At 63.3% G+C, this 22922-nt stretch carries 22 protein-coding genes; 9 read left to right on the forward strand and 13 right to left on the reverse strand.

Annotation, left to right across the window (positions count from 1 at the left end):
- Nucleotides 1–18: 18 nt before the first annotated feature.
- Nucleotides 19–837: an SDR family oxidoreductase gene (locus tag DSC91_RS24705; protein WP_115781271.1), complete on the reverse strand. Its 819-nt coding sequence runs from the start codon at nucleotides 835–837 to the stop codon at nucleotides 19–21.
- Between the two features lie 13 nt (nucleotides 838–850).
- Here DSC91_RS24705 and DSC91_RS24710 point away from each other — a divergent pair, with 13 nt between their 5' ends.
- Together DSC91_RS24710 and DSC91_RS24715 are read left to right on the forward strand one after the other, a co-directional pair.
- Nucleotides 851–2053, forward strand: coding sequence for a class I SAM-dependent methyltransferase (locus tag DSC91_RS24710; RefSeq protein ID WP_115781272.1), 1203 nt, complete (start codon nucleotides 851–853; stop codon nucleotides 2051–2053).
- 22 nt (nucleotides 2054–2075) lie between these two features.
- Nucleotides 2076–2270 carry a DUF2905 domain-containing protein gene (locus tag DSC91_RS24715; RefSeq protein ID WP_115781273.1) on the forward strand — a complete coding sequence of 65 codons (195 nt, stop codon included), beginning with the start codon at nucleotides 2076–2078 and terminating at the stop codon, nucleotides 2268–2270.
- Nucleotides 2271–3183: 913 nt separating this feature from the next.
- Here the strand turns inward: DSC91_RS24715 and DSC91_RS24720 are convergent.
- From DSC91_RS24720 to DSC91_RS24735, 4 genes are all read right to left on the reverse strand, one after another.
- Nucleotides 3184–4416: a multifunctional CCA addition/repair protein gene (locus DSC91_RS24720; RefSeq protein ID WP_115781274.1), complete on the reverse strand. Its 1233-nt coding sequence runs from the start codon at nucleotides 4414–4416 to the stop codon at nucleotides 3184–3186.
- A complete protein-coding gene (locus DSC91_RS24725; protein ID WP_115781275.1) occupies nucleotides 4413–5066 on the reverse strand; it encodes a glutathione S-transferase family protein in 654 nt (217 codons plus the stop codon). The genes DSC91_RS24720 and DSC91_RS24725 overlap by 4 nt, the downstream gene beginning before the upstream one ends.
- A 30-nt stretch (nucleotides 5067–5096) precedes the next feature.
- Nucleotides 5097–6050: a complex I NDUFA9 subunit family protein gene (locus DSC91_RS24730; protein WP_115781276.1), complete on the reverse strand. Its 954-nt coding sequence runs from the start codon at nucleotides 6048–6050 to the stop codon at nucleotides 5097–5099.
- A gap of 86 nt (nucleotides 6051–6136) precedes the next feature.
- Nucleotides 6137–8104: a lytic transglycosylase domain-containing protein gene (locus tag DSC91_RS24735; protein WP_115781277.1), complete on the reverse strand. Its 1968-nt coding sequence runs from the start codon at nucleotides 8102–8104 to the stop codon at nucleotides 6137–6139.
- Between the two features lie 77 nt (nucleotides 8105–8181).
- On the opposite strand from DSC91_RS24735, the gene DSC91_RS24740 reads away from it, so the two are divergent.
- Entirely contained in the window at nucleotides 8182–8730 is a 549-nt protein-coding gene (locus tag DSC91_RS24740; RefSeq protein ID WP_229758154.1) for a 5-formyltetrahydrofolate cyclo-ligase, read from the forward strand.
- Between the two features lie 58 nt (nucleotides 8731–8788).
- On the opposite strand, the gene DSC91_RS24745 is transcribed toward DSC91_RS24740, so the two are convergent.
- The gene (locus tag DSC91_RS24745; RefSeq protein WP_115783482.1) at nucleotides 8789–9301 is read right to left on the reverse strand and encodes a winged helix DNA-binding protein; all 513 of its coding nucleotides are present in this window, start codon (nucleotides 9299–9301) and stop codon (nucleotides 8789–8791) included.
- A gap of 206 nt (nucleotides 9302–9507) precedes the next feature.
- Between DSC91_RS24745 and pxpB the strand changes: the two genes are divergently transcribed.
- From pxpB to DSC91_RS24770, 5 genes are all read left to right on the forward strand, one after another.
- On the forward strand, nucleotides 9508–10161 hold the full coding sequence (gene pxpB / locus DSC91_RS24750; protein WP_115781278.1) for a 5-oxoprolinase subunit PxpB: 654 nt from the start codon (nucleotides 9508–9510) through the stop codon (nucleotides 10159–10161).
- Entirely contained in the window at nucleotides 10158–11210 is a 1053-nt protein-coding gene (locus DSC91_RS24755; protein WP_115781279.1) for a 5-oxoprolinase subunit C family protein, read from the forward strand. Before pxpB ends, DSC91_RS24755 begins: the two co-directional genes overlap by 4 nt.
- A 122-nt stretch (nucleotides 11211–11332) precedes the next feature.
- Nucleotides 11333–12085: a 5-oxoprolinase subunit PxpA gene (gene pxpA, locus DSC91_RS24760; protein WP_115781280.1), complete on the forward strand. Its 753-nt coding sequence runs from the start codon at nucleotides 11333–11335 to the stop codon at nucleotides 12083–12085.
- Between the two features lie 297 nt (nucleotides 12086–12382).
- A complete protein-coding gene (locus DSC91_RS24765; protein ID WP_115781281.1) occupies nucleotides 12383–13132 on the forward strand; it encodes a DUF969 domain-containing protein in 750 nt (249 codons plus the stop codon).
- Nucleotides 13129–14085, forward strand: coding sequence for a DUF979 domain-containing protein (locus DSC91_RS24770; protein WP_115781282.1), 957 nt, complete (start codon nucleotides 13129–13131; stop codon nucleotides 14083–14085). The genes DSC91_RS24765 and DSC91_RS24770 overlap by 4 nt, the downstream gene beginning before the upstream one ends.
- 99 nt (nucleotides 14086–14184) lie before the next feature.
- On the opposite strand, the gene DSC91_RS24775 is transcribed toward DSC91_RS24770, so the two are convergent.
- Entirely contained in the window at nucleotides 14185–15789 is a 1605-nt protein-coding gene (locus tag DSC91_RS24775) for a tetratricopeptide repeat protein (protein ID WP_115781283.1), read from the reverse strand.
- Between the two features lie 376 nt (nucleotides 15790–16165).
- On the opposite strand from DSC91_RS24775, the gene DSC91_RS24780 reads away from it, so the two are divergent.
- Nucleotides 16166–17971: a tetratricopeptide repeat protein gene (locus DSC91_RS24780; RefSeq protein WP_115781284.1), complete on the forward strand. Its 1806-nt coding sequence runs from the start codon at nucleotides 16166–16168 to the stop codon at nucleotides 17969–17971.
- Nucleotides 17972–18057: 86 nt separating this feature from the next.
- Here DSC91_RS24780 and DSC91_RS24785 read toward each other — a convergent pair whose 3' ends face one another.
- The 6 genes from DSC91_RS24785 to DSC91_RS24810 all read right to left on the reverse strand — a co-directional run bounded on the left by DSC91_RS24785 (nucleotide 18058) and on the right by DSC91_RS24810 (nucleotide 22917).
- Nucleotides 18058–18315, reverse strand: a complete 258-nt coding sequence (locus DSC91_RS24785) for a BrnA antitoxin family protein (protein WP_115781285.1) — start codon at nucleotides 18313–18315, stop codon at nucleotides 18058–18060.
- 40 nt (nucleotides 18316–18355) lie between these two features.
- The gene (locus DSC91_RS24790) at nucleotides 18356–18661 is read right to left on the reverse strand and encodes a BrnT family toxin (protein ID WP_208645770.1); all 306 of its coding nucleotides are present in this window, start codon (nucleotides 18659–18661) and stop codon (nucleotides 18356–18358) included.
- A gap of 172 nt (nucleotides 18662–18833) precedes the next feature.
- Nucleotides 18834–19985, reverse strand: a complete 1152-nt coding sequence (locus DSC91_RS24795; protein WP_115781287.1) for a TraB/GumN family protein — start codon at nucleotides 19983–19985, stop codon at nucleotides 18834–18836.
- Nucleotides 19978–20997, reverse strand: coding sequence for a peptide ABC transporter ATP-binding protein (locus DSC91_RS24800; protein WP_115781288.1), 1020 nt, complete (start codon nucleotides 20995–20997; stop codon nucleotides 19978–19980). Before DSC91_RS24800 ends, DSC91_RS24795 begins: the two co-directional genes overlap by 8 nt.
- On the reverse strand, nucleotides 20994–21998 hold the full coding sequence (locus DSC91_RS24805) for an ABC transporter ATP-binding protein (RefSeq protein WP_115781289.1): 1005 nt from the start codon (nucleotides 21996–21998) through the stop codon (nucleotides 20994–20996). The genes DSC91_RS24800 and DSC91_RS24805 overlap by 4 nt, the downstream gene beginning before the upstream one ends.
- A gap of 1 nt (nucleotide 21999) precedes the next feature.
- The gene (locus DSC91_RS24810) at nucleotides 22000–22917 is read right to left on the reverse strand and encodes an ABC transporter permease subunit (RefSeq protein ID WP_115781290.1); all 918 of its coding nucleotides are present in this window, start codon (nucleotides 22915–22917) and stop codon (nucleotides 22000–22002) included.
- Nucleotides 22918–22922: the final 5 nt, after the last annotated feature.

The raw sequence follows: 22922 nt of genomic DNA on the forward strand, positions 1-22922 counted from the left end.
AACCAGCGCGCACACGCTTCAGGCGCCCGTCAAAAACATAACGTCGCGCGGCAGCGGCACAAGGTGCTGCCCGCCGTCGACCACCAGCGTCGTTCCGGTGACGCCCGCTGCATCGGCGAGATACAGCGCGGCGGCGACAATATCCTCCGGCCGCGACGCGCGGCCCAGAGGCGTAGCACGGTGAGCTTCTTCAAAGCCGGCCGGCGTTTGATCGCCGGACTGCATCGTCAGACCAGGGGCGAGTCCGACCACGCGCACTTTCGGCGCCAACGCCTGCGCCAGCGCAACCGTGGCTGTCTGCAACGCTGCCTTCGACAGCGTGTAGGACAGATAGTCCGGATTCATGTTGTACAGCTTCTGGTCCAGCACGTTGATGACCACGCCGCGCTGGCTCTCGTCGGTGCGCGCGGCCTCCGGCGTCGCCTCGAACAGCATACGCGCGAGTACGAGCGGCGCGCCGAGATTCATCGCGGTCAGCTTCAGCAGAAGGTCGTAACCGACGTTGTGCGCCGTGTCTTCTTCGAAGCGCGACGCATTGTTGACGATACACGCCGGGCGGCCTAGGGCCGCAATGCAGGCCGGCATGAGCCCCTCGACCTGAGCCTCGTCGCCCAATTCCGCGTGCAAAGCCACCGCCCGGCGGCCCAGGGCGACAATTTCCGCGACGACCTCATCGGCTTCCTCTCGCGACGCACCGTAGTGGACCGCCACGTCCCAGCCACGCGCGGCGAAGCCGAGCGCGAGCGAGCGCCCGATACGGCGGGCGGCGCCGGTAATCAGCACGATGCGCGGCGTGTCAGGCGCGCGGGCGGCGGCGGTGTCCAGAGAGGCGGTCATTTACAATGCGGGGATGAATCCGAAAGCTCACCAACCCGATAGTTTACCTGCTCCCGGCCCGAGCGCGCTTGCGCAGTCCGAAGCGCTGGTCGCACAGGTCCGCGCCGATCTCGAAGCGGCTGGCGGCTGGCTGCCATTCGACCGCTACATGGAGCGCGCGCTTTACGCGCCGGGACTCGGCTATTACAGCGGCGGAGCCCGCAAATTCGGCCTGCGCGGCGACGACGGCAGCGACTTCGTCACCGCGCCCGAAATGTCGCCCCTCTTCGCCGCGACGCTGGCCCGTCCGCTCGCCGAGGCGTTGCAGGCGAGCGGCACGCGCGACGTGATGGAGTTCGGCGCCGGCACGGGCAAACTCGCCGCCGGCTTGCTGAATGCGCTCGACGGGCTAGGTGTCGAATTCGACCGCTACTCGATCGTGGATCTGTCCGGAGAATTGCGCGAACGCCAACGCGAGACCATCGAGGCCGCCGCGCCAACGCTGGCTGCGAAGGTGCGCTGGCTGGACGCGTTGCCGGAGCAATTCGAAGGCGTGGTGATCGGCAACGAGGTCTTGGACGCAATGCCCGTGCGGCTTTTCGCGTATAGCCGTGGCGTCTGGCACGAGCGCGGCGTGGTGTGGCGCGATGAGGCCTTTGCGTTCGACGACCGCCTGGTATCGGAGGCGGCGGACATTGCGCTTCTGGCTGGGCTTCTGGCCGAGATCGACACGGCCGGCGACGACTACCTGACCGAAACGCACGACGCCGCCCGGGCATTCACGCGGACCATTTGCACGATGCTCACGCGTGGCGCGGCGTTCTTTATCGACTACGGCTTTCCCCGCCACGAGTACTACCACGAGCAGCGTGCGCAGGGCACGTTGATGTGCCATTACCGGCACCGGGCGCATGCTGACCCGTTTGTCTATCCGGGCTTGCAGGACATTACCGCGCACGTGGAATTTACCGGCATCGCCGAAGCCGGCGTCGAGGCCGGCGCGGATTTGTTGGGATTCACTTCGCAAGCGCGCTTCTTGTTGAATGCGGGGATTACCGAGACGTTGTCGGCGCTCGATCCAACGGACACGGCGAAGTTTTTGCCCGCGGCGAATGCGGTGCAGAAGTTGTTGTCGGAGGCGGAGATGGGCGAACTGTTCAAGGTGATCGCGTTTTCGCGCGGGCTGGATGACGCGCTGCAGGCATTTTCCAGCGGCGACCGGTCACATACGCTGTGATTTTTTGCGTTAGGGATTTGCGATGATCCGCTGGCTGTTAACTACGTTTGTTGCGGTGGCGGTGTTGTCGGCCTGCTGGCCGTGGCTCAGGAAGATCGGGATTGGGCGGATGCCCGGCGACGTTACTTTGCGTCTCTTCGGGCGGGAGTATCCGTTTCCGTTTATGTCGACGCTTGTGCTGTCGATCGTGTTGTCGTTGCTTGCCAAGGTTTTGTAAGGGTTTTTGCCTTTGGCGGCGGTATGGTTCTGTTTGCCTGTGGCGGTGGGGTTTGATTGAGCTGTTTGCCTGCTCGGCGCGTTTTTGTCTGTACGCTTGCGGCTTTGGCCTTTCCTTGAGTTGTTAGTGGTCTATTAGCGTTCGCCCCTGTGCGGGGCAGGCACCTACTTTCTTTGCCGCCGCAAAGAAAGTAGGCAAAGAAAGCGGCTCACACCGCTAATGCTAAGTGGGCGCCGTAGCGCACAACGGGTAGTGGTGCATCTGGAATCTGTGTTTGTGCACCTGCCTGTGCGTGTGACAAGGGAGTCATACTTCCGGCGGCGCTGCGCGCGCCGAAGCGTACTTCATAAAACCACCCGCTACGTTTTGACGCGCGTGTTTCGCCACCGAGCCGTAGGTCGTCATAGCATCGCCACTGCCATCGCGCGATTGCAACCGTGCCTGTGATCGGGATCGGGACCGTGGCGGTGATTTCAGCGCACCGACAAATCATTTGAAGTGCGGGTACCCCTATAAGTACGGAGGCGCGTCGCCGAGGCGAAGCCGATGGCTCCACCAAACCCAAACGAAGCCGCTGGTTTCCCGTGCAGCCCCGTCCGCGACGCACGCAGTGCGGAGTGGGAGCTGATGAGTCCCTTGTCACTAACGCCTGAAGGTGCGAGGGCACGGATTCCAGATGCACCACTACCCTGTGCGAGCTACGGTGCCCGCTTAGCAGGAGCGGTGTGAGCCGCTTTCTCTTGCTTACTTCTCTTTGCGGCGGCAAAGAGAAGTGAGTGCCCGCCCCGCACAGGGGCGACACTAATAGACCACTAACAATTCAAGGAAAGGCCAACACCGCAAGCGTACAGACAAGAACGCACCGCGCAGGCAAACAAAACCATGCCGCCGCCAAAGGCAAAAAAACAGACCCTCACATAAGAGCCACTTCAACCGCTCGAACCCGCTCCTGATGCACGGCATCCCTGATTCCAGCGGGCGCATCTGCAAGCCGCCCGGCCACTGCCCCAGCATCCACGCCCCGCGCGGCAACAAGCGCAATCCGCAGCCGCTCAGCCTGCGGATACGCCTGCATCTCAAACCCGAGCCGCCCACGCGCATCCGCCTCGCAAGCCTGCAAGGCTTCAGCAAAGCGCGCCGGTTTCCGGATAGCGTCGCTGCGCTCGAGCAGTCTCACCAACGCGGCTGCCCCCATCTCCATCACGCGATGAATATTCCCATGCTCCCGCGCGACCAGCAGCGCCAGATCGCGACATTCGTTCGGCACCCGCAGCCGCTCGCACAAAGGCTTCAGCAGATCCACGCTGCGCCCCTCATGCCCGATATGCCGCGGCAATATGTCGTCGGGCGTCGTTGCTTTGCCGAGATCGTGCGTGAGCGCGGCGAACCGAACCGGCAACGCGTAACCCTGCTGCGCGGCATGGTCGACCACCATCATCACGTGTACGCCCGTATCCACTTCGGGATGATAGTCAGCCCGTTGCGGCACGCCGAACAACGCATCGATCTCCGGCAGAATCCGCGCCAGGGCGCCGCATTCCCGCAGCACCTCGAACATGCGGGACGGCTTCTTCTCCATCAATCCGCGTGACACTTCCTGCCACACGCGCTCGGCGACCAGTGCATCGACCTCACCGTCGGCCACCATCTTGCGCATCAACGCCATCGTCTCCGGCGCCACCGTGAAATCGACGAAGCGCGCCGCGAACCGCGCAATCCGCAAAATCCGCACGGGGTCTTCTAAAAACGCGTCGCTGACATGACGAAAGAGCCGCGCCTGAAGGTCTCCCCGGCCATTGAACGGGTCGATCACCGGTCCGGTCAATTCGCCGTCCGGGCGCACCTCGCGCGCCATGGCGTTGATCGTCAGGTCGCGGCGGGCGAGGTCCTCTTCGAGCGTGACGTCCGGCGCGTAGAAGAACTGGAAACCGTGATAGCCGGCAGCCGTCTTGCGCTCGGTGCGTGCAAGCGCGTATTCCTCGTGTGTCTGCGGATGCAGAAACACCGGGAAATCCTTGCCCACCGGACGATAGCCCTGCGCCACCATCTGCTCGGGCGTCGCGCCGACCACCACATAATCCCGGTCCTGCACGGATACGCCCAGCAACTCGTCGCGGATTGCTCCGCCCACCGCGTAGATATTCATGGGCATACGTCTTGGTACGGAATCGCATGCGTTTCGCGCAGCGAGTCGTTGATCCATGCCTTCACCGCCGGCAACGCCGTCACGCGAAGAACATACGCCGCGGCAGTTTCGGAGAGCGCAGGTTGCCACGTGTTGAAGCGCATCACGACCGGCGCGTACATCGCGTCGGCAATGCTGAATTCGCCGAACAGGAAAGGACCGCCGTAGGTATCGAGACACCGGCTCCAGATCGCGTCGATGCGCGCAATGTCGGCCAGTGCGCCCGGTGTGGCGTTCTTGCCGGGAAACGACGCGCGAATGTTCATCCACATGTTCGAGCGCAATTCGCCAAAGCCCGAATGCATCTCGGCGCTGATGCTGCGCGCGTGACTGCGCGCCGCCGGGTCGCGCGGCCACAGCGCATGCTGCGGGAAGCGCTCAGCCAGCGTCTCGGCGATCGCCAGCGAATCCCATGTGGCCGATCCGTCTTCGCTGATCAAACACGGCACCTTGCCGGAGCCCGTCGGCGCGTAAGCCAGAATCGCGGACTTCGTGCCGGATTCATTCAGATGAATCAGCACCTCTTCAAACGGGATGCCGAAATGCGTAACCAGCAGCCACGGACGCATCGACCACGACGAATAGTTCTTGTCACCGATAATCAGCTTCATGCCTGGTATAAGAGGTAGAGATAAAAAGGTTCAACGCCCCGCGCCGGCGCGAAACGCGTCGAAGCGCGAACGCGTCGACGCGCCGGTCAGATACACGGGCGCGATCGTTTCGATGCTGGCGGGTTCAATGCCGAGTTCAGGCGCTAGCGGTCCGCTCAACACGTTGTCGACTTTCATCGAATCGAGATTGTCGCGCGAAATCACCGGTTCGCCCGGCGCCATTTCAAACGTCAACGCCTGCAAGCGCGCCAGCGCCTCCGGCAGGCGAATGATTCGCGCATGCCGGCCGATCACATCGCCGCAATACTTGACGAGGTCTTCGAGTGCATAGACGGTCGGGCCGCCGAGTTCGTAAGTATGGCCGCTGGCCGCGTCGAGATCGAGCACGTTGCAGATCGCTTTTGCCACGTCGCCGACGTACACCGGCTGGAACTTCGCGTCCGGCATCGCCAGCGGAATCACCGGGAACATCCGCTGCAGGAACGCGAACTTGTTGAGGAACCGGTCTTCAGGACCGAACACCACGGACGGACGGAAGATCGTCCACGCCAGATTCGCCGCATGCACGGCCTTTTCACCGTCGCCCTTCGAGCGCGAATACATGCTCGGGCCGTTCGAGTCGGCGCCGAGCGCGCTGATATGAATCAGTCGATGCACGCCCTTGCCTTCGCACGCCGCAACGATTTTGGTCGGCAACTCGACGTGCGTGCGCGCGAACTCCGGACCGTAGGGCGTGCCGCGCCTGCCATGCAGCGTGGCGACGAGGTTGATCACGCAATCGGCGCCTTCGACGAAACGCGCGAGCTGCACCGGATCGAACACATCGGCTTCGATCACGTCGATAGGGAGCAGGGTGAGATGGCGGGCGTTATAGCGCCGCCGGGTGGCAATACGCACGTCTTTGCCCATTTCAACGAGGGCATTGACGAGATGGCTGCCGATAAAACCAGAACCGCCGATAACCGCAATGGCTTGATGTCGCATTTTTCGACTCCCTGGTGGAAGCCGCGGCAACGGCTGGCGTGGCGCACCGCCGCATCAGAAGACATGACGCGGCGGAGGCACGGCGCTTACGGCGCGATATAACCCAGACGCGCCTTCAGCGATTGCGGACGGCCTTCGAACAATGCCGCGTAGTAGACCGTGTTGGACAACACATTCTTGACATAGTCGCGCGTTTCCTGGAACGGAATCGCCTCGGCGAAGATCGCGCCTTCAACCGGATGCTGCAACGATTGCCGCCAGTTGCGCGGACGGCCCGGACCGGCGTTATAACCGGCGGTAGCCAGCACGGCGGACCCGTCGAACTGATTGTAGATCATGGACAGATAGTTCGTTCCGAGCAGGATGTTGGTGTTGATATCGTTCATCTGCTCGCGTGAAATCGGGCCGAGACCGATCTTCTTCGCCACGAGTTGCGCGGTGCCCGGCATCAGTTGCATCAACCCGCTCGCGCCGACTTCCGAGCGCGCGTTCATGATGAAGCGCGACTCCTGACGAATCAGCCCGTATGCCCATTCGACGTCGAGCCCATTCGACTGCGCATCGCGCTCGACGATATCCCTGAACGGCGACAGATAGCGCAGCGAGAAATCATGCTCGCTCTTCGTGCGGTCCGCCGTGTTCACGGTACGGTCATACAACTCGATGCGGCGCGCGTATTCGGCCACGGCGATCAGTTGCCGGTCGCTCATGTTGCGCAGCGGCCAGTTCCATTCGCGATTGCCTTCGAGCCGCAGATTCAGCGCATAGAAACGCTGCGCCAGATCGAAGCCCGGCGTGTTGCCGGCCTGTTGGATTTCGGCGTCGGTCACCGTGGTTTTAGGCGGCACGGTGATCTTCTGGCCGAGCTCTTCCGCGGCCAGTTGGCCGTAAAAGTTGAAGCCCTGCGAGATCGACTCGAATTCCTGGTTGGCCGTGGTCGTGTCGCCGGCCTGCTTGAGCGCACGGGCATGCCAGTACACCCACGACGGCTGATTGCGCAGCGCCGCCGGCATCTGTTCGATCGACCAGCGCACCATCGTCCAGTCGCCGGCGAGCAGCGCGGTGCGGGTGCGCCATTCGTAGGCCGCGGTCGACAGCGGCGCATTCACCGAAAGCCGGTACCAGTCCACCGCGCTCGGCATCTGCTTGAGGGCGGCCTGATAGGCAATCGTGCCCCAGCCGATGGCGCGCTCGGGCGAGCTCAGCGACGGCGCCACCGAAGCGAACGTGGCTGCGGCCATGGCCGGGTCGTTGCGCGCCATGCGCGTGATCGCGAGCAACGCCAGTTGGTGCGATTGCGTATCCGGGCCGACACCACGCGCCAGCAACAATGGCGGCGTATTCGTGGCCTGGTCGAACAGCACCGGATCGGGCGGCTGGTTGCTGAGCGCATCGACGAGCTTGCTGCCCGTGTTCGTGTAGTTCTGTTCGTATACGAGGCGGATCTGTTGCCACACGTCGTCAGAACTGAATTGCTGGTTGACTGCCAGCGAGGTGATCAGGTCGACGCAACCGTCGCCGTACCACTTCGGATCGACCAGTAGCGCGCGCGCCGCGTCGGCAACGTTTTCGCCACGCGCGGCACGCGATTCGAGCGCGTAGCACTTCACCTGCGTATCGTCGTTCAGCACGAAACGCGCGTATTGCTGATCGAAGTTGCGCCAGTCGTGACGCGCGCCGAGCACCGTGAGGTAGTCGTTGCGCAGACGGTCGGCGATGGCCTGGCCGTCGTACTTCTGCAAGAACGACAGCACCGGCGCATCCGGCGCGTCGATGCGCGCGTGGCCGCTGGAATCGAACAATTGCGGCTTGAGCTGGAAGTATTCCAGATACGAAGGCGCCGGATAGTTCGGGATCGTGCTCGCCAGTTGCGCCGCGCGCGCCGCATCATTATTGCGGGCGGCTTCGCGAAGCTGGACGAAGGTCTGATCGTCGTTCGTAAGCTGGGAAAGGGGAATGGGCTTCACGGCGGAGGCCGTGCTGCACGCGACGAGTGCCGCAGCGGCAAGCGTCAGACCGGCCGCGCGATATACTCGATAGAGGCGTTTTGACATCGTTGTTTCTGGAGCGCGAATTGAACCCAAGCATAGCATGCAACCCTGTCGCAGAATCGAAAAAGGCGCTGCGTCGAATGCTATTGGAAGCAAGGCTACAAGCGGCTTCCGAGCCGGCGCACAACGCCGCGCTCAACCATCGCGTACTCGATGCGTTGAAACACTACGGCGTGAGCCGCGTGGGGTTCTATTGGCCGCTGGCGGGCGAGTTCGACGCGCGCGCCGCGATTGCAATCTGGCTCGCGGCCGACTCGCAACGCGAGGCGAGTTTGCCGGTCGTCAGCGAACGCGGCGTGCCGCTCGAATTTCACGCGTGGGCGCCGGACACGCCAATGAAGATCGGTCATCACAAGATCGCCGAGCCCACTTCCGGACGCGTGGTGGTTCCCGATCTGCTGTTCGTGCCGTGCGTGGGCTTCGACGCCGACGGTTTCCGGCTCGGCTACGGTGGCGGCTACTACGATCGCACGCTGGGCGCATGGCCGGGGCCGAAGAAGCCGGTCACGGTCGGCATCGCCTATGAAGCGTGCCGCACGAACGCATTGCAACGCGAGGCCCACGATATCCCGCTCGATCTGATCGTGACGGAAGCCGGTCTCTATCCACAACCACAACCGGCGGATTAAGCATTTGAGGAGCGCGGTGCGAGGCGCCCCCTTCACCCACTGCCAAGGCCGAACCCCGTTATAAAGACGCTGCCGCCCGCGAGGCCGTGTCGTACAGCCCCGACGCATTGCGCATCAACTGTGCTGCCTCACCAATCTGCTCGTTGGTCAGGCCGCTTTCCTTCAGCGTCGAAATCAGGCAGCTCTCGCGCACTTCACGGTATTTCAGACAGAGCTCACGGCCTGCATCGGTCGCCGAGAAGAACACTTCCTTGCCGGTCTTTTCGCTTTTTACATACCCTCTAGCTACGAGCTTCTTCAACGCGTAAGTGGCGACGTGCGTGTCTTCAATGTTCAGCACGAAGCAGATGTCCGCCAGCTTCTTGCGGCGCTCGCGATGGCTGACGTGGTGCAGCAGCGAGACTTCGATCGCGGTCATGTCCTTTTCGCCGGCCGCCGACATGCAGCGCACCATCCATCGGTTGAATGCATTGCCCGCCATGATGAGTGCGTACTCCAACTCGGACAGCTCCGCGCTGGTGTCAGACACGAGATGTTCCGAGGAAACGATCTTGGTGGGGTGGCGCGACATGGTGAAGATTCTCGAGATACCGAATGGGAAGGTGTCGGGAGTGTACGACGAGCCGCCCATTCCAGGAGCCTGGCGAAAACGCTTATTGAGAAATTGTTGATATTTTATTGATAATGTACGCTCCAGACATCGCGGACCCTATGCCGATCAATATCCATAGGGTCCGATATGCTCGACATTTCCGACTCGACCTGGGCCATTAAGCGATGAGCCAACCAAGAATCTTTCCGCTCGGCGACGCCGCGCTCGTGTGCGAGGCGCCGCCGCCTGCCACGCTGGATTGCCAGCGGCGCGTGTGGGCCGCCGCCGAGGCCGCGCGAGACTGGCCGCACGTGCTGGAGGTCGTGCCGGGCATGAACAATCTGACGCTGGTATTCGATTCGCTCGAAGCCGACCGCGAAGCGCTGACGGGCCTTCTGCAGGCGGCCTGGAACGCGGTGAGCGATGCGCCGGCGGCCGGCCGTCAAGTCGACATTCCGGTGCAATACGGCGGCGAGTTCGGCCCCGACCTGCAAACGGTCGCCAATCACACGGGGCTGAGCGTGCGGGAGGTCGTGCAACGCCACGCGGAGGGCGAATACGTGGTGTTCTTCCTCGGTTTTCAGCCGGGTTTCGCCTATATGGGTGGGCTCGACAAGGCGCTGCACACACCGCGCCGTTCGTCGCCACGGCTGGAAGTGCCGGCCGGTTCGGTCGGAATCGGCGGCGAGCAGACCGGTATTTATCCGGCAACCTCGCCCGGCGGCTGGCAGTTGATCGGCCGCACCGAGCTGCCGCTGTTCGATCCGGGTCGCCGTCCGCCCACGCTGTTGCAGCCGGGCGACCGGGTGCGCTTTACCGTCGCGGGGATACAGGCATGATCGATGTGATTCGCGCGGGTCTTCTGACCACGATTCAGGATCTCGGCCGGCACGGCTACCGGCACCTCGGCGTCGCGATGGGTGGCGCGCTCGACCGTCTGTCGCTCGAAGTCGGCAACCGGCTGGTCGGCAACCGGCCCGATGCGGCCGGCCTGGAAATCACCTTCGGCCCGACCGTGCTGCGCTTTCTGCGCGCTACCCGCGTGGCCATCACCGGCACCGAATTCGGCGCGACGCTCGACGGCAAGCCGGTCTATTCGTGGTGGAGCCTGCCGGTGCAAGCCGGCCAGGAACTGGTGCTGAACGCGGCCAAACGCGGCATGCGAGGTTATGTGTGCGTCGCGGGCGGCATCGACGTGTTGCCGATGCTCGGCTCGCGCAGCACCGATCTCGCCGGCCATTTCGGCGGACTCGGCGGCCGGGCATTGCGCGACGGCGATCGTCTGCCGGTCGGCGCGCCGCCGCAACGCGGCCACCTCGGCTTTACCCCCGAAGCGCCGGAGTTCGGCGTAAAGGCGCCCGCCTGGTGCAAGTTCGTGCTGGTTCAGGAACCGCTGCGGCGCGGCCGGCATCCGTCCGGCGTGCCATGGGCTGTGCCCATCCGCGTGCTGCAAGGTCCCGAATACGACAGCTTCACTGAAGAGGCGCACGAATCGTTCTGGTCCGATGAATGGCTGGTCACACCGAACAGCAATCGCATGGGCTACCGTCTCGCCGGTGCGGAACTGAAGCGCACCCGGAAAAACGATCTGCTCTCGCATGCGGTTTTGCCCGGCACGATTCAGGTCCCGCCGAACGGCCAGCCGATCGTGCTGATGAGCGATGCGCAGACCACCGGCGGCTATCCGAAGATCGGCGTCGTGATCCAGGCCGATCTATGGAAGCTCGCGCAGGTTCGCCTGAACGCCGCCATCCGTTTCATCCCGACCACGCCCTATGAGGCGCGCCAGGCCTTACTGGAAGAACGCACGTATTTGCGGCAGATCGACGCCGCGATTGCCATGCACGAAGAACGTTGCGCGCGCCAGCCGGCGGTCGCAGCGCTGTAACGATGAGCGCCCCCAAACTGGGCGCTTCGCCCCGACCCCGAGGGGACAATTCCCCAAGGCGACTTCCTGCGGGGCGAAAAACCGGGCGCGGCCCGGCGTTTTCTTGAGAGTAGAGGAACACCATGGAAATCGATTTGAACGCCGATCTCGGCGAAGGCTGCGGCTCCGACGAGGCGCTGCTCGACCTCGTCAGTTCGGCCAACATTGCGTGCGGCTGGCACGCGGGCGGTGCCAACGCCATGCGCGACTGCGTGCGCTGGGCGGTGCAAAAAGGCGTCTCGATCGGCGCGCATCCGAGCTTTAACGATCCTGAGAACTTTGGCCGCAAGGAAATGGATCTGCCGGTCAACGACATCTACGCGGGCGTGCTGTATCAGCTCGGCGCACTGTCGGCGATCGCGCAGGCCGAGGGCGGCCGCATCGCGCACGTCAAGCCGCACGGCGCGCTGTACAACCAGGCCGCGCGCGACGCGAAGATCGCCGATGCGATCGTCTCGGCGGTTCACGATTTCGACCCGTCGTTGGCGGTGTTCGCGCTCGCCAATAGCGGACTCGTGACGGCCGCCCGGGCAGCCGGCCTGACTGCCGTCGAAGAAGTATTCGCCGACCGCGGCTATCGCGCCGACGGCTCGCTGGTGCCGCGCAAGGAGCCGGGCGCGCTGCTCGACGACGAAGAAGTGGTGCTGGCGCGCACGCTCGCCATGGTGCGCGAGCGCCGCGTGCAGGCCGTCGACGGACACTGGGTGCCGCTCAACGCGCAAACCATCTGCCTGCACGGCGACGGCCCGCACGCGCTGGCGTTCGCACGGCGCATCCGCAGCGCGCTGGAGGACGCCGGCATTGACGTTCACGCGGCCGGCGCCGCGAGCGTCTGAGCCGCGCGCCGATCGACGCGAACCAGACAGCGCGATTCAACCGTTGCCACACCCCGAACGCCCCGCTCCACGCGGGGCGTTTGCCAGGTGCAGAGCGCGTTGCAGGTTCCGCAGTGGAACAGCAAATGAGCGGCAGAGAAGCCGTGAGCAAGCAGCAGAGGTGCAGAGCAGGTGCAGGTGTAGTCGAAGCAACGCGGCCATCAAGAGCCGTGGCAGCAAGACGGCGCGCAGTCCCCTGGCGCCGGCCCACGTTGGCCGCCACAAGCGGCGAGGTTGAAACCCTGTTTGGAGATCCAGATGCAGACAACAGTCAGTCTATGGCCGCTCATTGGCGTGGCCGTCATCATCGCCGGCTTTTTACTACGGTTCAATCCGATGCTGATCGTGGCGGTTGCCGCGATCATCACCGGTCTGGCCGCGCACTTCCCGCCTGAAAAAATCCTCGCCGAAATCGGCACGGGCTTCATCAAGACCCGCAATATCCCGCTGATCATTCTGCTGCCGCTCGCCGTGATCGGCCTGCTGGAACGGCATGGCCTGCGCGAGCGCGCGCAGGCGTGGATCGGCGGCATCAAGGCCGCGACCGCGGGGCGCTTGCTGATCGTCTATCTGCTGGTGCGCGAGCTGACCGCCGCTGTCGGCCTGACCGGTCTCGGCGGCCATCCGCAGATGGTGCGTCCGCTGATCGCGCCGATGGCCGAGGGTGCGACCGAAACGCGCTTCGGCAAGATCAGCGACGCGGTCCGCTACAAGCTGCGCGCCTTCTCGGCTGCGACCGACAACGTCGGTCTGTTCTTCGGTGAAGACATCTTCGTCGCGTTCGGCGCAATCGTGCTGATGACGACCTTCCTGAAAGAAGCCGGCATCATCGTCGAACCGATTCACGTGGCCGTCTGGGGCATCCCGACCGCGATCTGCGCGTTCATCATTCACGGCTTCCGCCTCTATCTGCTCGACCGCAGGCTCGAGCGCGAACTGCGCGGCAATGCCGCAGCGAACACCGCCTCCGCTTCGCCGACGCAACCCGCCGCAGGAGACAAAGCATGACGTTCACGATTACCTATCTGTTCTGGCTGCTCGGCGTCGTGCTGCTCGTCATAGGCGGCATGATCGTCACGGACAAGGAACACCCGCGCCGTTTCACCGCCGGTGGTTTCTGGATTCTTTACGCGCTGATCTTTCTGATCGGCGACAAGCTGCCGCCCTCGGTGGTCGGCACGCTGGTGATCGTGATGGCGCTGATGGCGGGCTTTGGCGGCGTGACCGCGGCCAGGCCGAAAGTGTTGTCGCTCGAAACGCGCAAGGCCAGCGCCGCGCGTCTGGGCAACAAGCTGTTCGTACCCGCGCTGACGATTCCGGTCGTCACCGTGATCATTACCTTGTCGGCCAGCCATCTGATCTTTGGCGGCATGCCGCTGATCGAGAAGGCTAACGTGACGCTGATCGGCTTCGGCATCGGCTGCGTGATCGCACTTGCGATTGCCTGCGTGATGACGCGCGATACCGTCGGCCAGTCGATGAAAGAGGCGCGCCGCCTGGTCGACGCGTTGTCATGGGCCGCAGTGCTGCCGCAGATGCTCGGCATGCTCGGCCTCGTGTTCTCGGACGCCGGTGTCGGCAAGGCGGTCGCTCACGTGACCACGGCCTACATCAGCCTCGACTACCGCTTTATCGCGGTGGCCGTGTACTGCATCGGCATGGCGCTCTTCACGATGGTGATGGGCAACGGCTTCGCCGCGTTCCCGGTGATGACGGGCGGCGTCGGTGTGCCGATTCTGGTCGGCGTGTTTCACGGCAACCCGGCGGTGATGGTCGCGATCGGCATGTTCTCGGGCTACTGCGGCACGCTGATGACGCCGATGGCCGCAAACTTCAACATGGTGCCGGCCGCGCTGCTGGAACTCCCGGATAAGAACGCAGTGATCAAGGTGCAGGTGCCTACCGCGCTGACCTTGCTGGTCGTGAATATTTTCCTGCTGAATTTCCTGATGTTCTTGTAGGAATCTTGACTCACCGCTTCGGCAAACATGGACGAACAACGCGTTCGAATGTGTGCGCTGAAGCGGCGACGCTCGCCCGCGCAAAAACGATGGACAGCACTAAGACACGTGATTCGCCAGTACCGAGAGGCTGCGCGGATCGCTCCGCCCACCGTGTGACCCGAAAGTCTGCTGCAGGGCCGCGGCGACCCGTTCGAGCACGTCGTCCCAGTCACCTTGCTGCGGCTGGGTGAAAATTCGCACGCTCGAATACCAGGGACTGTCCTCACGATCGCGCAACCAGCGCCAGCAACCCGCAAAGCGATTGAGCAGCCAGACCGGCTTGCCCATTGCCGCGGCCAGATGCGCGACCGACGTATCGACCGAAATCACGAGGTCAAGGTTATCGATCAGCGCAGCCGTGTCCGAAAAGTCGTCGACCTCGTCCATCCAGTTTGTCAGACACGCCTCCATGACTGGGTCGGGACACTTCTCGGGGTCGTCAGTCTTTTGCAGACTGATCCAGCGTATATGTGGCATGGCCAGTAGCGACGCCATCTGCGCAGGCTTCATGCTGCGCACCCGATCCTCGGTAAAGCCTGAATGCCCTCCGGCCCACACCACGCCAACGCGCAGCAGATCAGGGTTCGGTAACGCGGCCAACCGGGCATGCCACCAGGCAGCACGCCCCGAGTCGGCATACAGATAGGTGAAGGCCGGAATGTTGTGCAGTCGCGTGCCGAACGCCATTGGCAACGACATCAGAGGGCAATACCAGTCCCACTCGTCGAAGGCGGGCTCGACGTTGTCGAGCACCACGACACCCGGCCAGCGCTGACCGAACGACTGCTCGTACAGACGCTTCAAGGGCTGCGGACAGATGTAGCCAACCTGCGAAAAATGTTCGAGTGCCAATGGCAAATAGCGCACGAACTGCAGGCTGTCGCCAAAGCCCTGCTCATGGAACACCAGCAGACGCGGGCCGCAAGCCGGCGTTCTGTTCGCGCGACTGACATCGCCTGGATGTTCGCCGCTCCATTGCGGCAGCGGCACGTACGGGCGTTCCGGCACGGGGCGCCCTTGCCCATCGACCATATTGGCCCAGCGGTCTTCGAAATAAGGCCAGGCTTCTTCGTATTTGCCCGCGGCCAGCAGCACGGTGCCAAGACTGGCGCGAGCGCCGAGAGAAGTCGGATTGAGTGCGATGGCGCGCCGGAGATGCTGCTCGGCATCGCCCAGTGCACCGAGATTCCTGACGACGACGCCCAGGCTCGCATGTGCCAACAGATGGTCCGGTTCGAGTTCGAGCACGCGGCGATAAGCGCGCGCCGCGTCTTCAAAGTGTCCTTGCATCTGCAGCACCAACGCCAGAAAGTAATTGAGCGATGGCAAGCCGGGTTGGAGCGCAAGGCCGCGTTCGGCTGTTTGTCTGGCACTGGCGAGGGCACCCAATCTGATCTGAATCAGGCACAACAGGTTGTACGAGGCCGGATCCGGTTGAACTTCGATTGCGCGCTCGATCCAGCTTTGGGCCGACTCCATCTGCTTCGACTCGAACGCCAACACGCCGTATGCCTGCAGGGCTCCGACATGCCGCGGATCTCGCGCAAGAATTCGGTCAAAGAGTCGCTGAGCTTCGTCAATATGACCTGCTCGACGGGCTTCGTCGGCCGCCTGGTACAAAGTTGCAGTGTCGGCCGGCGACAAGGGGAAGGGAGTTAGCATGATGGTGGCCCGGTGCACGTTGCGCGGTCATGCCGGAGATCACGGCAGTTGACGTCGAATCAGCGACTTCTCACCTGCATGAAAACTGCATGCCGCGCAGGACGCAAAGAGGGCTCAAGTCGTATCGGGGCGACAATTGTCGGTACCGCGTGGCGACCGGTCTCTAGGACCACTCCGAAACACGCGAGGTGAAAAGAGCAGAGTGGCATTGGCGTGAAGTTCGCGAATCATGCTGGCGGTTCAGCCCGGAGCGAAATGAAATAGCCGATTTAAGATGCGTCCGATCGTCAGCAAAAGTGCAGCAACATAAGCTGGTGGATGGTCCCCCATCCACACGCGCCGGCGCGCGTTGCCAGCGCTTTCCAGCAGGTCCCTCATGGAACATCAACCCCACTCTGACACCGCCCGCACGGGCACGCTGCCCCACGCTTATCTCACGTCGCTGATCGACGCCGCGCTCGAAGCACACCAGGCCGGCCGGCTCGATGCCGCCGAGCCTTTCTACCGCGAAGCCCTCGCGCTTGACCCCGCGCATGTCAAAGCGCTGCATTACTTCGGCGTGCTGCAATATCAGCGCGGCAACCATGGTTTCGCCGCCGAGTTGATGAGTGAAGCCCTCAAACTCGATCGCACGGATCCCGCCTGCTGGAGCAACCGCGGCCTCGTCGCAGCCGCCCTCGGCCATCTCGGCGAAGCCATGACCTGCTATGACCAGGCATTGCAGTTGCAGCCGGACTTCGCCGACGCGCGCAACAACTTCGGCGTCGCGCTGCAAGCGCAAGGTTCGCTCGACATAGCGATCGAGCAATACAGACTCGCCTTGACAGCGGATTCGTCGCTGGTCGACGCGCATCTGAACCTCGGCACGGCACTGAGCAAGCTCGGCCGCTATGGCGAAGCGCTGGTCTGCTATCAAAACGCGCTCTCGCTCGATCCGCAATCGGCGGAAGCACACTTCAACGCGGGCAATGCGCACAACGCGGGAGGCGATCACGCCGCGGCCATCGCGAGTTTCGAGCGCGCGGCGGCACTACGCGGCAACTACGCCGAGGCGCACATCAATCTCGGAAGCGTAATGGGCAAGCTCGGCGACTACGCCGCTGCAGAATCGCAATATCGGCGTGCGGTCGCTCTCAAGCCGAATCCCACGAATCTGGTTTGCCTCGGCGGGGCGCTCGGCGCGCAGGGCCACCTCGACGAAGAGGAAGGCATCTACCGCCGCGCGCTGGAACTCGATCCAAACTATGCGGATGCGCATCAGAACCTCGCGTGGCTGTTGCTTAAGCGCGGCGATTACAAGCAAGGTTGGGCGGAGTTTGCGAAACGCTGGCGCAAAAGCGACTATGAGGCGATCGCCGTACCGGGCGTCGCCGAGTGGCATGGCGAGCCGCTCGACGGATGCCGTCTGCTGCTGGTCGGCGAACAGGGCTTTGGCGATCACTTCCAGTTTTTGCGCTATGCGCGTGTGCTCGAGCAACTCGGCGCGACCGTCGATATTTGCGTGCGCGAGCCGCTGCTGCCGCTGGTTGAACGCATTCCGGGTGTACACCGCGCGTTCAGCAGCAAGCCTGGCGGCCAGTACGATTTCTGGCTGCCAATGATGAGCGTGCCATCGTGCGTCGGCACCGAACTGTCCACCATTCCCGCGAACGTGCCCTATCTATTCGCCGACAAAACGAAAATCGAGGCATGGCGCAGGAGGGTGGACGCAGCGGACAAATCGAAACGCAAGGTGGGGCTAGTGTGGGCCGGCAGCCCGACGTTCGGCAACGATCGCTATCGATCGATGGCGCTCTCCGATCTGAGCGCGCTAGGCGAACTTGAGGGCGTGGCGTGGTTTCCGCTGCAAAAAGGTCCCGCGCACGATCAGCTGGCCGATGCGTCCGAAACGTTCCGCAACCACGATTTCACCGCTGATCTGCACAACTTCGACGACACCGCGGCACTCGTCATGAATCTCGATCTGGTGATTGCCGTGGACACCGGCGTGGCGCACCTGGCCGCCGCGCTGGGCAAGCCGGTGTGGGTGCTGCTGCCCGCCAACTCGGACTGGCGCTGGCTCGAAGAGCGCGCCGACTCACCGTGGTATCCGGCGATGAAATTGTTCCGGCAGACGACGTTGGGCGACTGGACGCCGGTGGTCAAGCGCGTGTCGGAAGAATTGCGCGGCGGCAATCTATAAAACCTACGCTGCGCCGATTTCAGGCGTTTCTGCGCAGCGCCTTCTCAATCCGGTCGTGCGCGGACGGAACGCCGCAGCGCCGCGCCTTAAGGACGACGACGCTGCTGCGCCAGCATGTAGGCGCGCAACAACTTGTTGATGCGCGTCTGATATCCCGCTCCCTGTTCCTTGAACCAGTTCAGCACGTCCGCATCCAGGCGCATCGTCACAGCCTGTTTCGGCGGAACGTGCAGCTCAGCCCGGTCAAAAAAGTCGTCGCCCAGTTCAGGCACGTCGCTCGTGTCGATCTGCGCGTCGTCTGTCTTTGCAAGTCGCTTCCAGTCGGTTCCCGATGTTTTACCCATAATTTCGCCTCTGCTCGTTTCCAGCCATTGCCACGGTGTCTCAATTCCAGACGCTGTGCTTGTAGCGTTTGACTTCGTGTTTGGTCGCCTTGCGGGCCGAAATGATACGGATCACATCCGCACTCCGTTCGACATACACCACTACGCCTACGATGGCAGCAATCCAGCCCAGTGCGATCCAGCGATCCTCGCCATAATCTTCCCGCTGGTCTATCGCCGTCAGCACGGGATGATCAAACACGTCGATCGCATCTATGAAGTCGATGCCATGCTTATGGATGTTGATCTGATTCTTGATTTCGTCCCATTCAAACCGCACACAGCACCTGTATTGACGTCTGTACATACATCATAGCACGTGTAAGTTGCTATGGCCGCGTGCGCCGCGAGCAGTTTGCAGCGCACGTCAGTATCGGACTGGTTGTCGAAATACCGGTTCCTATTCTGGCCAGACGGCCTATCCCGGTTAGGGCTGTAATTGGCCGTTACGCATGTCTCGCGCAAGGCCGGGGCGAATTTCACCCCGCATCCACCACGAACCCGTGCTGGCGCAAAAGCTGCAACACGCCCTTGCGGCCACCCAGATGCAACGCGCCGATTGCGACGAACACCGGCTTGTTCGGCCCGGCGATCAGCAGCATTCGCGCGACGAAGCGCCGGTTGCGCTCGTACACGATACGGTTGTCGATCGAATCGGAAATCCGCTTGTCACGCGCCAGCTTTTCGGACTTCGCCGCCTGCCACGCTGCAATCGCGTCGGCATCCCCCACTCGCCAAAGCCGATGCAACGTCTTCACGTCGTCGACGTTTTCCGCGGGCGTCTGCACCAGGTCCTGCGCGAGCATTTCGCGCTGCTGCGCGAGCGTGAGTCCGGTGAACGCTCGCATTTGCTGCGGCAAGGTCTCGAGGCCGATGATCTTGCCGCGCGTCCGTATGTACACGTTCTGCAATTGCGCTTCCGTGCCGTACTCGGTTTGCAAGCCGGCACTCAACGAATCGTAGGTTTCGACCACGAGGGACGCGAGCCAGGGCCGCATCTTCTTGATTTCATCCTGCGCCGCGGGATTGCCGCGCAGGCGCAAGGCGAGCTTGCGCCACAACGGGTCGGGCAGCAGACCCGGTAGACAGTCGCCCCGGCATACGCCGTACTTCGACACGTCGTCTTGCGAAACCAGCAGTTCGTCAGGTGAGAGTTCGAGCGCCAGCGTCGGCGAGGCTGCCAGTGCGCCGAGAATCGGCGCGCGGAACGGTTGCCCGGGCGGATAGTCGGCGGAGTCGCCGACGTGCAACGTGCCGAGCACGTAGATAGTCGTGGTGCCGCGTGTCGCGACATAGAACGGCATGCGCGCCGGCTGCGCGCGCACCGGACCGCTTGCCGTGGTGCCAGGCGTAGCGGGCGGCGGATTGAAGCCCGGCAAGGTGGCGCGCGGCGGCGCCGGCAAGCTGGGCACCGGCATGGCCGGCCGCCCTGCCTGAGCGGGCGCATTGGCGGCGGCCCCGGCGGCATGCGCGACGCCAATCGGCCCCACGCTCAGGTAAAAAACGGAACACACGCCGAGGAGCGCGGCACCGGTCAGTGCAAACGCTCCCCAGCGCCGCGCGAAAGCAGCGTGGCGGCCACCATCACGCGAGCGGCGCGCAAGACGACGCGCCGCCACTGCATCAGGCATCCATCTCCCCCACCTCCTCGGCACGGTGACACGACACCTGACGGCCATCCACTTCACGCAACTTCGGCTCTTCGCTGCGGCAACGGTCGATCGCATACGGGCAGCGCTGATGGAACGTGCAGCCCGACGGCGGATTCAGCGGCGACGGCATTTCGCCTTGCAGCTTGATCTTGATGGTGCGATCCGCTTCGAAGATCGAAGGCGTGGCCGACATCAGCGCACGCGTGTAAGGATGACGCGGATTCGAAAAAATCCGCTTCTTGTCGCCAAGCTCCGCCACCCCGCCGAAGTACATCACCATCACATCGTCGGCGATGTGCTCCACCACCGACAGGTTGTGCGAGATGAACACGTAGCTGGTCTTGAACTGCGCCTGCAGATCCATGAACAGATTGAGAATCTGCGCCTGGATCGACACGTCGAGCGCGGACACCGGTTCATCGGCGACCACGATCTGCGGATCGAGGATCATCGCGCGCGCAATCGCCACGCGCTGGCGCTGACCGCCCGAGAACATATGCGGGTAGCGCTTCGCGTGCTCCGGACGCAGGCCGACCGTGCGCATCATCTGCGCGATCCGTTCGGCGCGTTCGGTCGTGCTCAGTTGCGTGTTGATCGCGAGCGGTTCGCTGAGCGTCTGCTCGACCGTCTTGCGCGGATTGAGCGAGGCAAACGGATTCTGGAACACCATCTGCACGCGCCGCCGCAGCGCGGCGATCTTCGCGTGATCGGCGCCGGCCACGTCCTCACCGTCGATCAGCAGGCGGCCCGCGCTGGGCGCTTCGATCATGGTCAGTTGACGCGCGAGGGTGGATTTTCCGCAACCGGATTCACCCACCACCGCGAGAGTCCTGCCGCGTTCGAGCGCAAACGACACGCCGTTCAACGCCTTGACCGTGCCCTGGCTGAACATGCCGCGCTTCACCGTGTAGTAGCGCGCAAGCCTGTCGGCAACCAGCACGTGATCGCCCGCATGGTCCGACTGGCGCCGCGGTTCGAATACTGCGTTCATCGTGCGCCTCCATGGGTGTGAACGTTGGCGTCGCCGCTCAGGTTCAGGGGTTTGATGCAGCGCACGCGCGCCACTTCGGCATGACCCTGCATCGGCGCCAGTGCGGGGCGCGCCTTCATGCAATCGTCGACCACATACTTGCAGCGCGGTGCGAACAGACATCCTTTGGGACGGTCGTCGCGCCCCGGCACCATGCCCGGCAACGCAGCGAGCCGCACCGCGCCGACATTGTGCTCGGGAATCGCCGCCAGCAAAGCTTCCGTGTACGGATGATGCGGCGCGGCGAAAATGTCCGGCACGCGATTCGTTTCGATCACTTCGCCAGCGTACATGACCGCGACACGCTGCGCGACCTCGGACACCACCGCCAGATCGTGCGAGATCAGCACGAGCGCCATGCCGCGTTCCTTCTGCAGCCTGATCAGCAGCTCCATGATCTGCGCCTGGATCGTCACGTCGAGCGCGGTGGTCGGTTCGTCGGCGATCAGCAGCTTCGGGTTGCAGGCAATCGCCATCGCGATCATCACGCGCTGGTTCATGCCGCCCGACATCTGGTGCGGGAACGACGTAATGCGGCTCTTCGCGTCAGGAATGCCGACCTGGTCGAGCAACTCCAGCGCGCGTTTGTCCAGCGCGCTACCGCGCAGGCCTTCGTGCAGCTTCAGCACTTCCTTGATCTGGTAGCCGACCGTGTAGCTCGGATTCAGACTGGTGAGCGCGTCCTGGAACACCATCGCGATGTCTTTGCCGATGATTTTGCGGCGTTCCTTCGCCGACGCCTTCAGCAGACTCTTGCCGTTGAAGGTGATTTCGTCGGCGGTGACCTTGCCCGGCGCGTCAATCAGGCCCATCAGCGCCATCATCGTCACGCTCTTGCCCGAACCCGATTCGCCGACCACGCCGACCACTTCGCCCGGCGCGACATCGAGGTTGATCCGGTCGACGGCGGGCAGCCCGTTGAAATTCACCGCCAGATTGCGGATGGTCAATAAGTTATCCATGTCAGGCCATCCGTTTCAGTTTGGGATCGAGTGCGTCGCGCAGCCCGTCGCCGAGCAGATTGATCGCGAGCACCGAGATCAGGATGGAAAGACCCGGCATCGTGACGATCCACCAGGCGCTGTCGATATAGTCGCGTGCCGAGGCCAGCATCGCGCCCCACTCCGCCGACGGCGGTTGCACGCCGAGACCGAGGAAGCCGAGCGCCGCGGCATCGAGAATCGCCGACGAAAAGCCCAGCGTCGCCTGCACGATCAACGGTGCGGTGCAGTTCGGCAGCACTTGCGAGAACATCAGGCGCAGCGTGCCGGCGCCCGCAACCCGCGAAGCCGTCACATACTCTTTCTGCAATTCGCCTTGCGCCGACGCACGCGTCAAACGCACATAACCCGGCAGCGCGACGATTGCGATGGCCAGCATGGTGTTGACGAGACCCGGACCGATGATCGCAACCACCGCAACGGCCAGCAGCAGCGACGGCAATGCGAGCAGCACGTCCATGATGCGCATGATCGGCGTATCGGCCCATTTCTCGAAGAACGCCGCGATCAGACCGAGCACGATGCCCGGAATCAGCGCGAGCACCACCGAGACGAAGCCGATCCAGAACGACAGCCGTGCGCCGTACATCAGACGCGAGAGGATGTCGCGGCCCGCTTCGTCGGTGCCGAGGATGAACTTCCAGTTGCCGCCGTCGAGCCAGGCGGGCGGGATCTTCACGGAGTCGCGATACTGCTCGATCGGGCTATGCGGCGCGATCAACGGCGCGAAGATCGCGATGAAGATCAGCACCAGCACGACGATGCCGGCGCCGACCGCGCCACGATTACGCGAGAAATTCGCCCAGAATTCGCGGGCGGCGATGGCGCGGCCACTAGGTGGCGTGACCGCTGTGGGGACTGTATTTTGAATGTCTGCCATTTTCG

Origin of the sequence: Paraburkholderia caffeinilytica, assembly GCF_003368325.1 — a bacterium.
Classification (GTDB): domain Bacteria; phylum Pseudomonadota; class Gammaproteobacteria; order Burkholderiales; family Burkholderiaceae; genus Paraburkholderia; species Paraburkholderia caffeinilytica.

Coding starts and splice junctions, on each gene's coding strand:
- DSC91_RS24745 (WP_115783482.1), bottom strand. CDS start 9,301: ATGTCGCGCCACCCCACCAAGATCGTTTCCTCGGAACATCTCGTGTCT.
- DSC91_RS24785 (WP_115781285.1), bottom strand. CDS start 18,315: ATGGGTAAAACATCGGGAACCGACTGGAAGCGACTTGCAAAGACAGAC.
- pxpB (WP_115781278.1), top strand. CDS start 9,508: ATGAGCCAACCAAGAATCTTTCCGCTCGGCGACGCCGCGCTCGTGTGC.
- DSC91_RS24715 (WP_115781273.1), top strand. CDS start 2,076: ATGATCCGCTGGCTGTTAACTACGTTTGTTGCGGTGGCGGTGTTGTCG.
- DSC91_RS24720 (WP_115781274.1), bottom strand. CDS start 4,416: ATGAATATCTACGCGGTGGGCGGAGCAATCCGCGACGAGTTGCTGGGC.
- DSC91_RS24790 (WP_208645770.1), bottom strand. CDS start 18,661: ATGTACAGACGTCAATACAGGTGCTGTGTGCGGTTTGAATGGGACGAA.
- DSC91_RS24705 (WP_115781271.1), bottom strand. CDS start 837: ATGACCGCCTCTCTGGACACCGCCGCCGCCCGCGCGCCTGACACGCCG.
- DSC91_RS24725 (WP_115781275.1), bottom strand. CDS start 5,066: ATGAAGCTGATTATCGGTGACAAGAACTATTCGTCGTGGTCGATGCGT.
- DSC91_RS24800 (WP_115781288.1), bottom strand. CDS start 20,997: ATGAACGCAGTATTCGAACCGCGGCGCCAGTCGGACCATGCGGGCGAT.
- DSC91_RS24795 (WP_115781287.1), bottom strand. CDS start 19,985: ATGCCTGATGCAGTGGCGGCGCGTCGTCTTGCGCGCCGCTCGCGTGAT.
- DSC91_RS24780 (WP_115781284.1), top strand. CDS start 16,166: ATGGAACATCAACCCCACTCTGACACCGCCCGCACGGGCACGCTGCCC.
- DSC91_RS24810 (WP_115781290.1), bottom strand. CDS start 22,917: ATGGCAGACATTCAAAATACAGTCCCCACAGCGGTCACGCCACCTAGT.
- DSC91_RS24740 (WP_229758154.1), top strand. CDS start 8,182: ATGCTATTGGAAGCAAGGCTACAAGCGGCTTCCGAGCCGGCGCACAAC.
- DSC91_RS24770 (WP_115781282.1), top strand. CDS start 13,129: ATGACGTTCACGATTACCTATCTGTTCTGGCTGCTCGGCGTCGTGCTG.
- DSC91_RS24730 (WP_115781276.1), bottom strand. CDS start 6,050: ATGCGACATCAAGCCATTGCGGTTATCGGCGGTTCTGGTTTTATCGGC.
- pxpA (WP_115781280.1), top strand. CDS start 11,333: ATGGAAATCGATTTGAACGCCGATCTCGGCGAAGGCTGCGGCTCCGAC.
- DSC91_RS24765 (WP_115781281.1), top strand. CDS start 12,383: ATGCAGACAACAGTCAGTCTATGGCCGCTCATTGGCGTGGCCGTCATC.
- DSC91_RS24710 (WP_115781272.1), top strand. CDS start 851: ATGAATCCGAAAGCTCACCAACCCGATAGTTTACCTGCTCCCGGCCCG.
- DSC91_RS24805 (WP_115781289.1), bottom strand. CDS start 21,998: ATGGATAACTTATTGACCATCCGCAATCTGGCGGTGAATTTCAACGGG.
- DSC91_RS24735 (WP_115781277.1), bottom strand. CDS start 8,104: ATGTCAAAACGCCTCTATCGAGTATATCGCGCGGCCGGTCTGACGCTT.
- DSC91_RS24755 (WP_115781279.1), top strand. CDS start 10,158: ATGATCGATGTGATTCGCGCGGGTCTTCTGACCACGATTCAGGATCTC.
- DSC91_RS24775 (WP_115781283.1), bottom strand. CDS start 15,789: ATGCTAACTCCCTTCCCCTTGTCGCCGGCCGACACTGCAACTTTGTAC.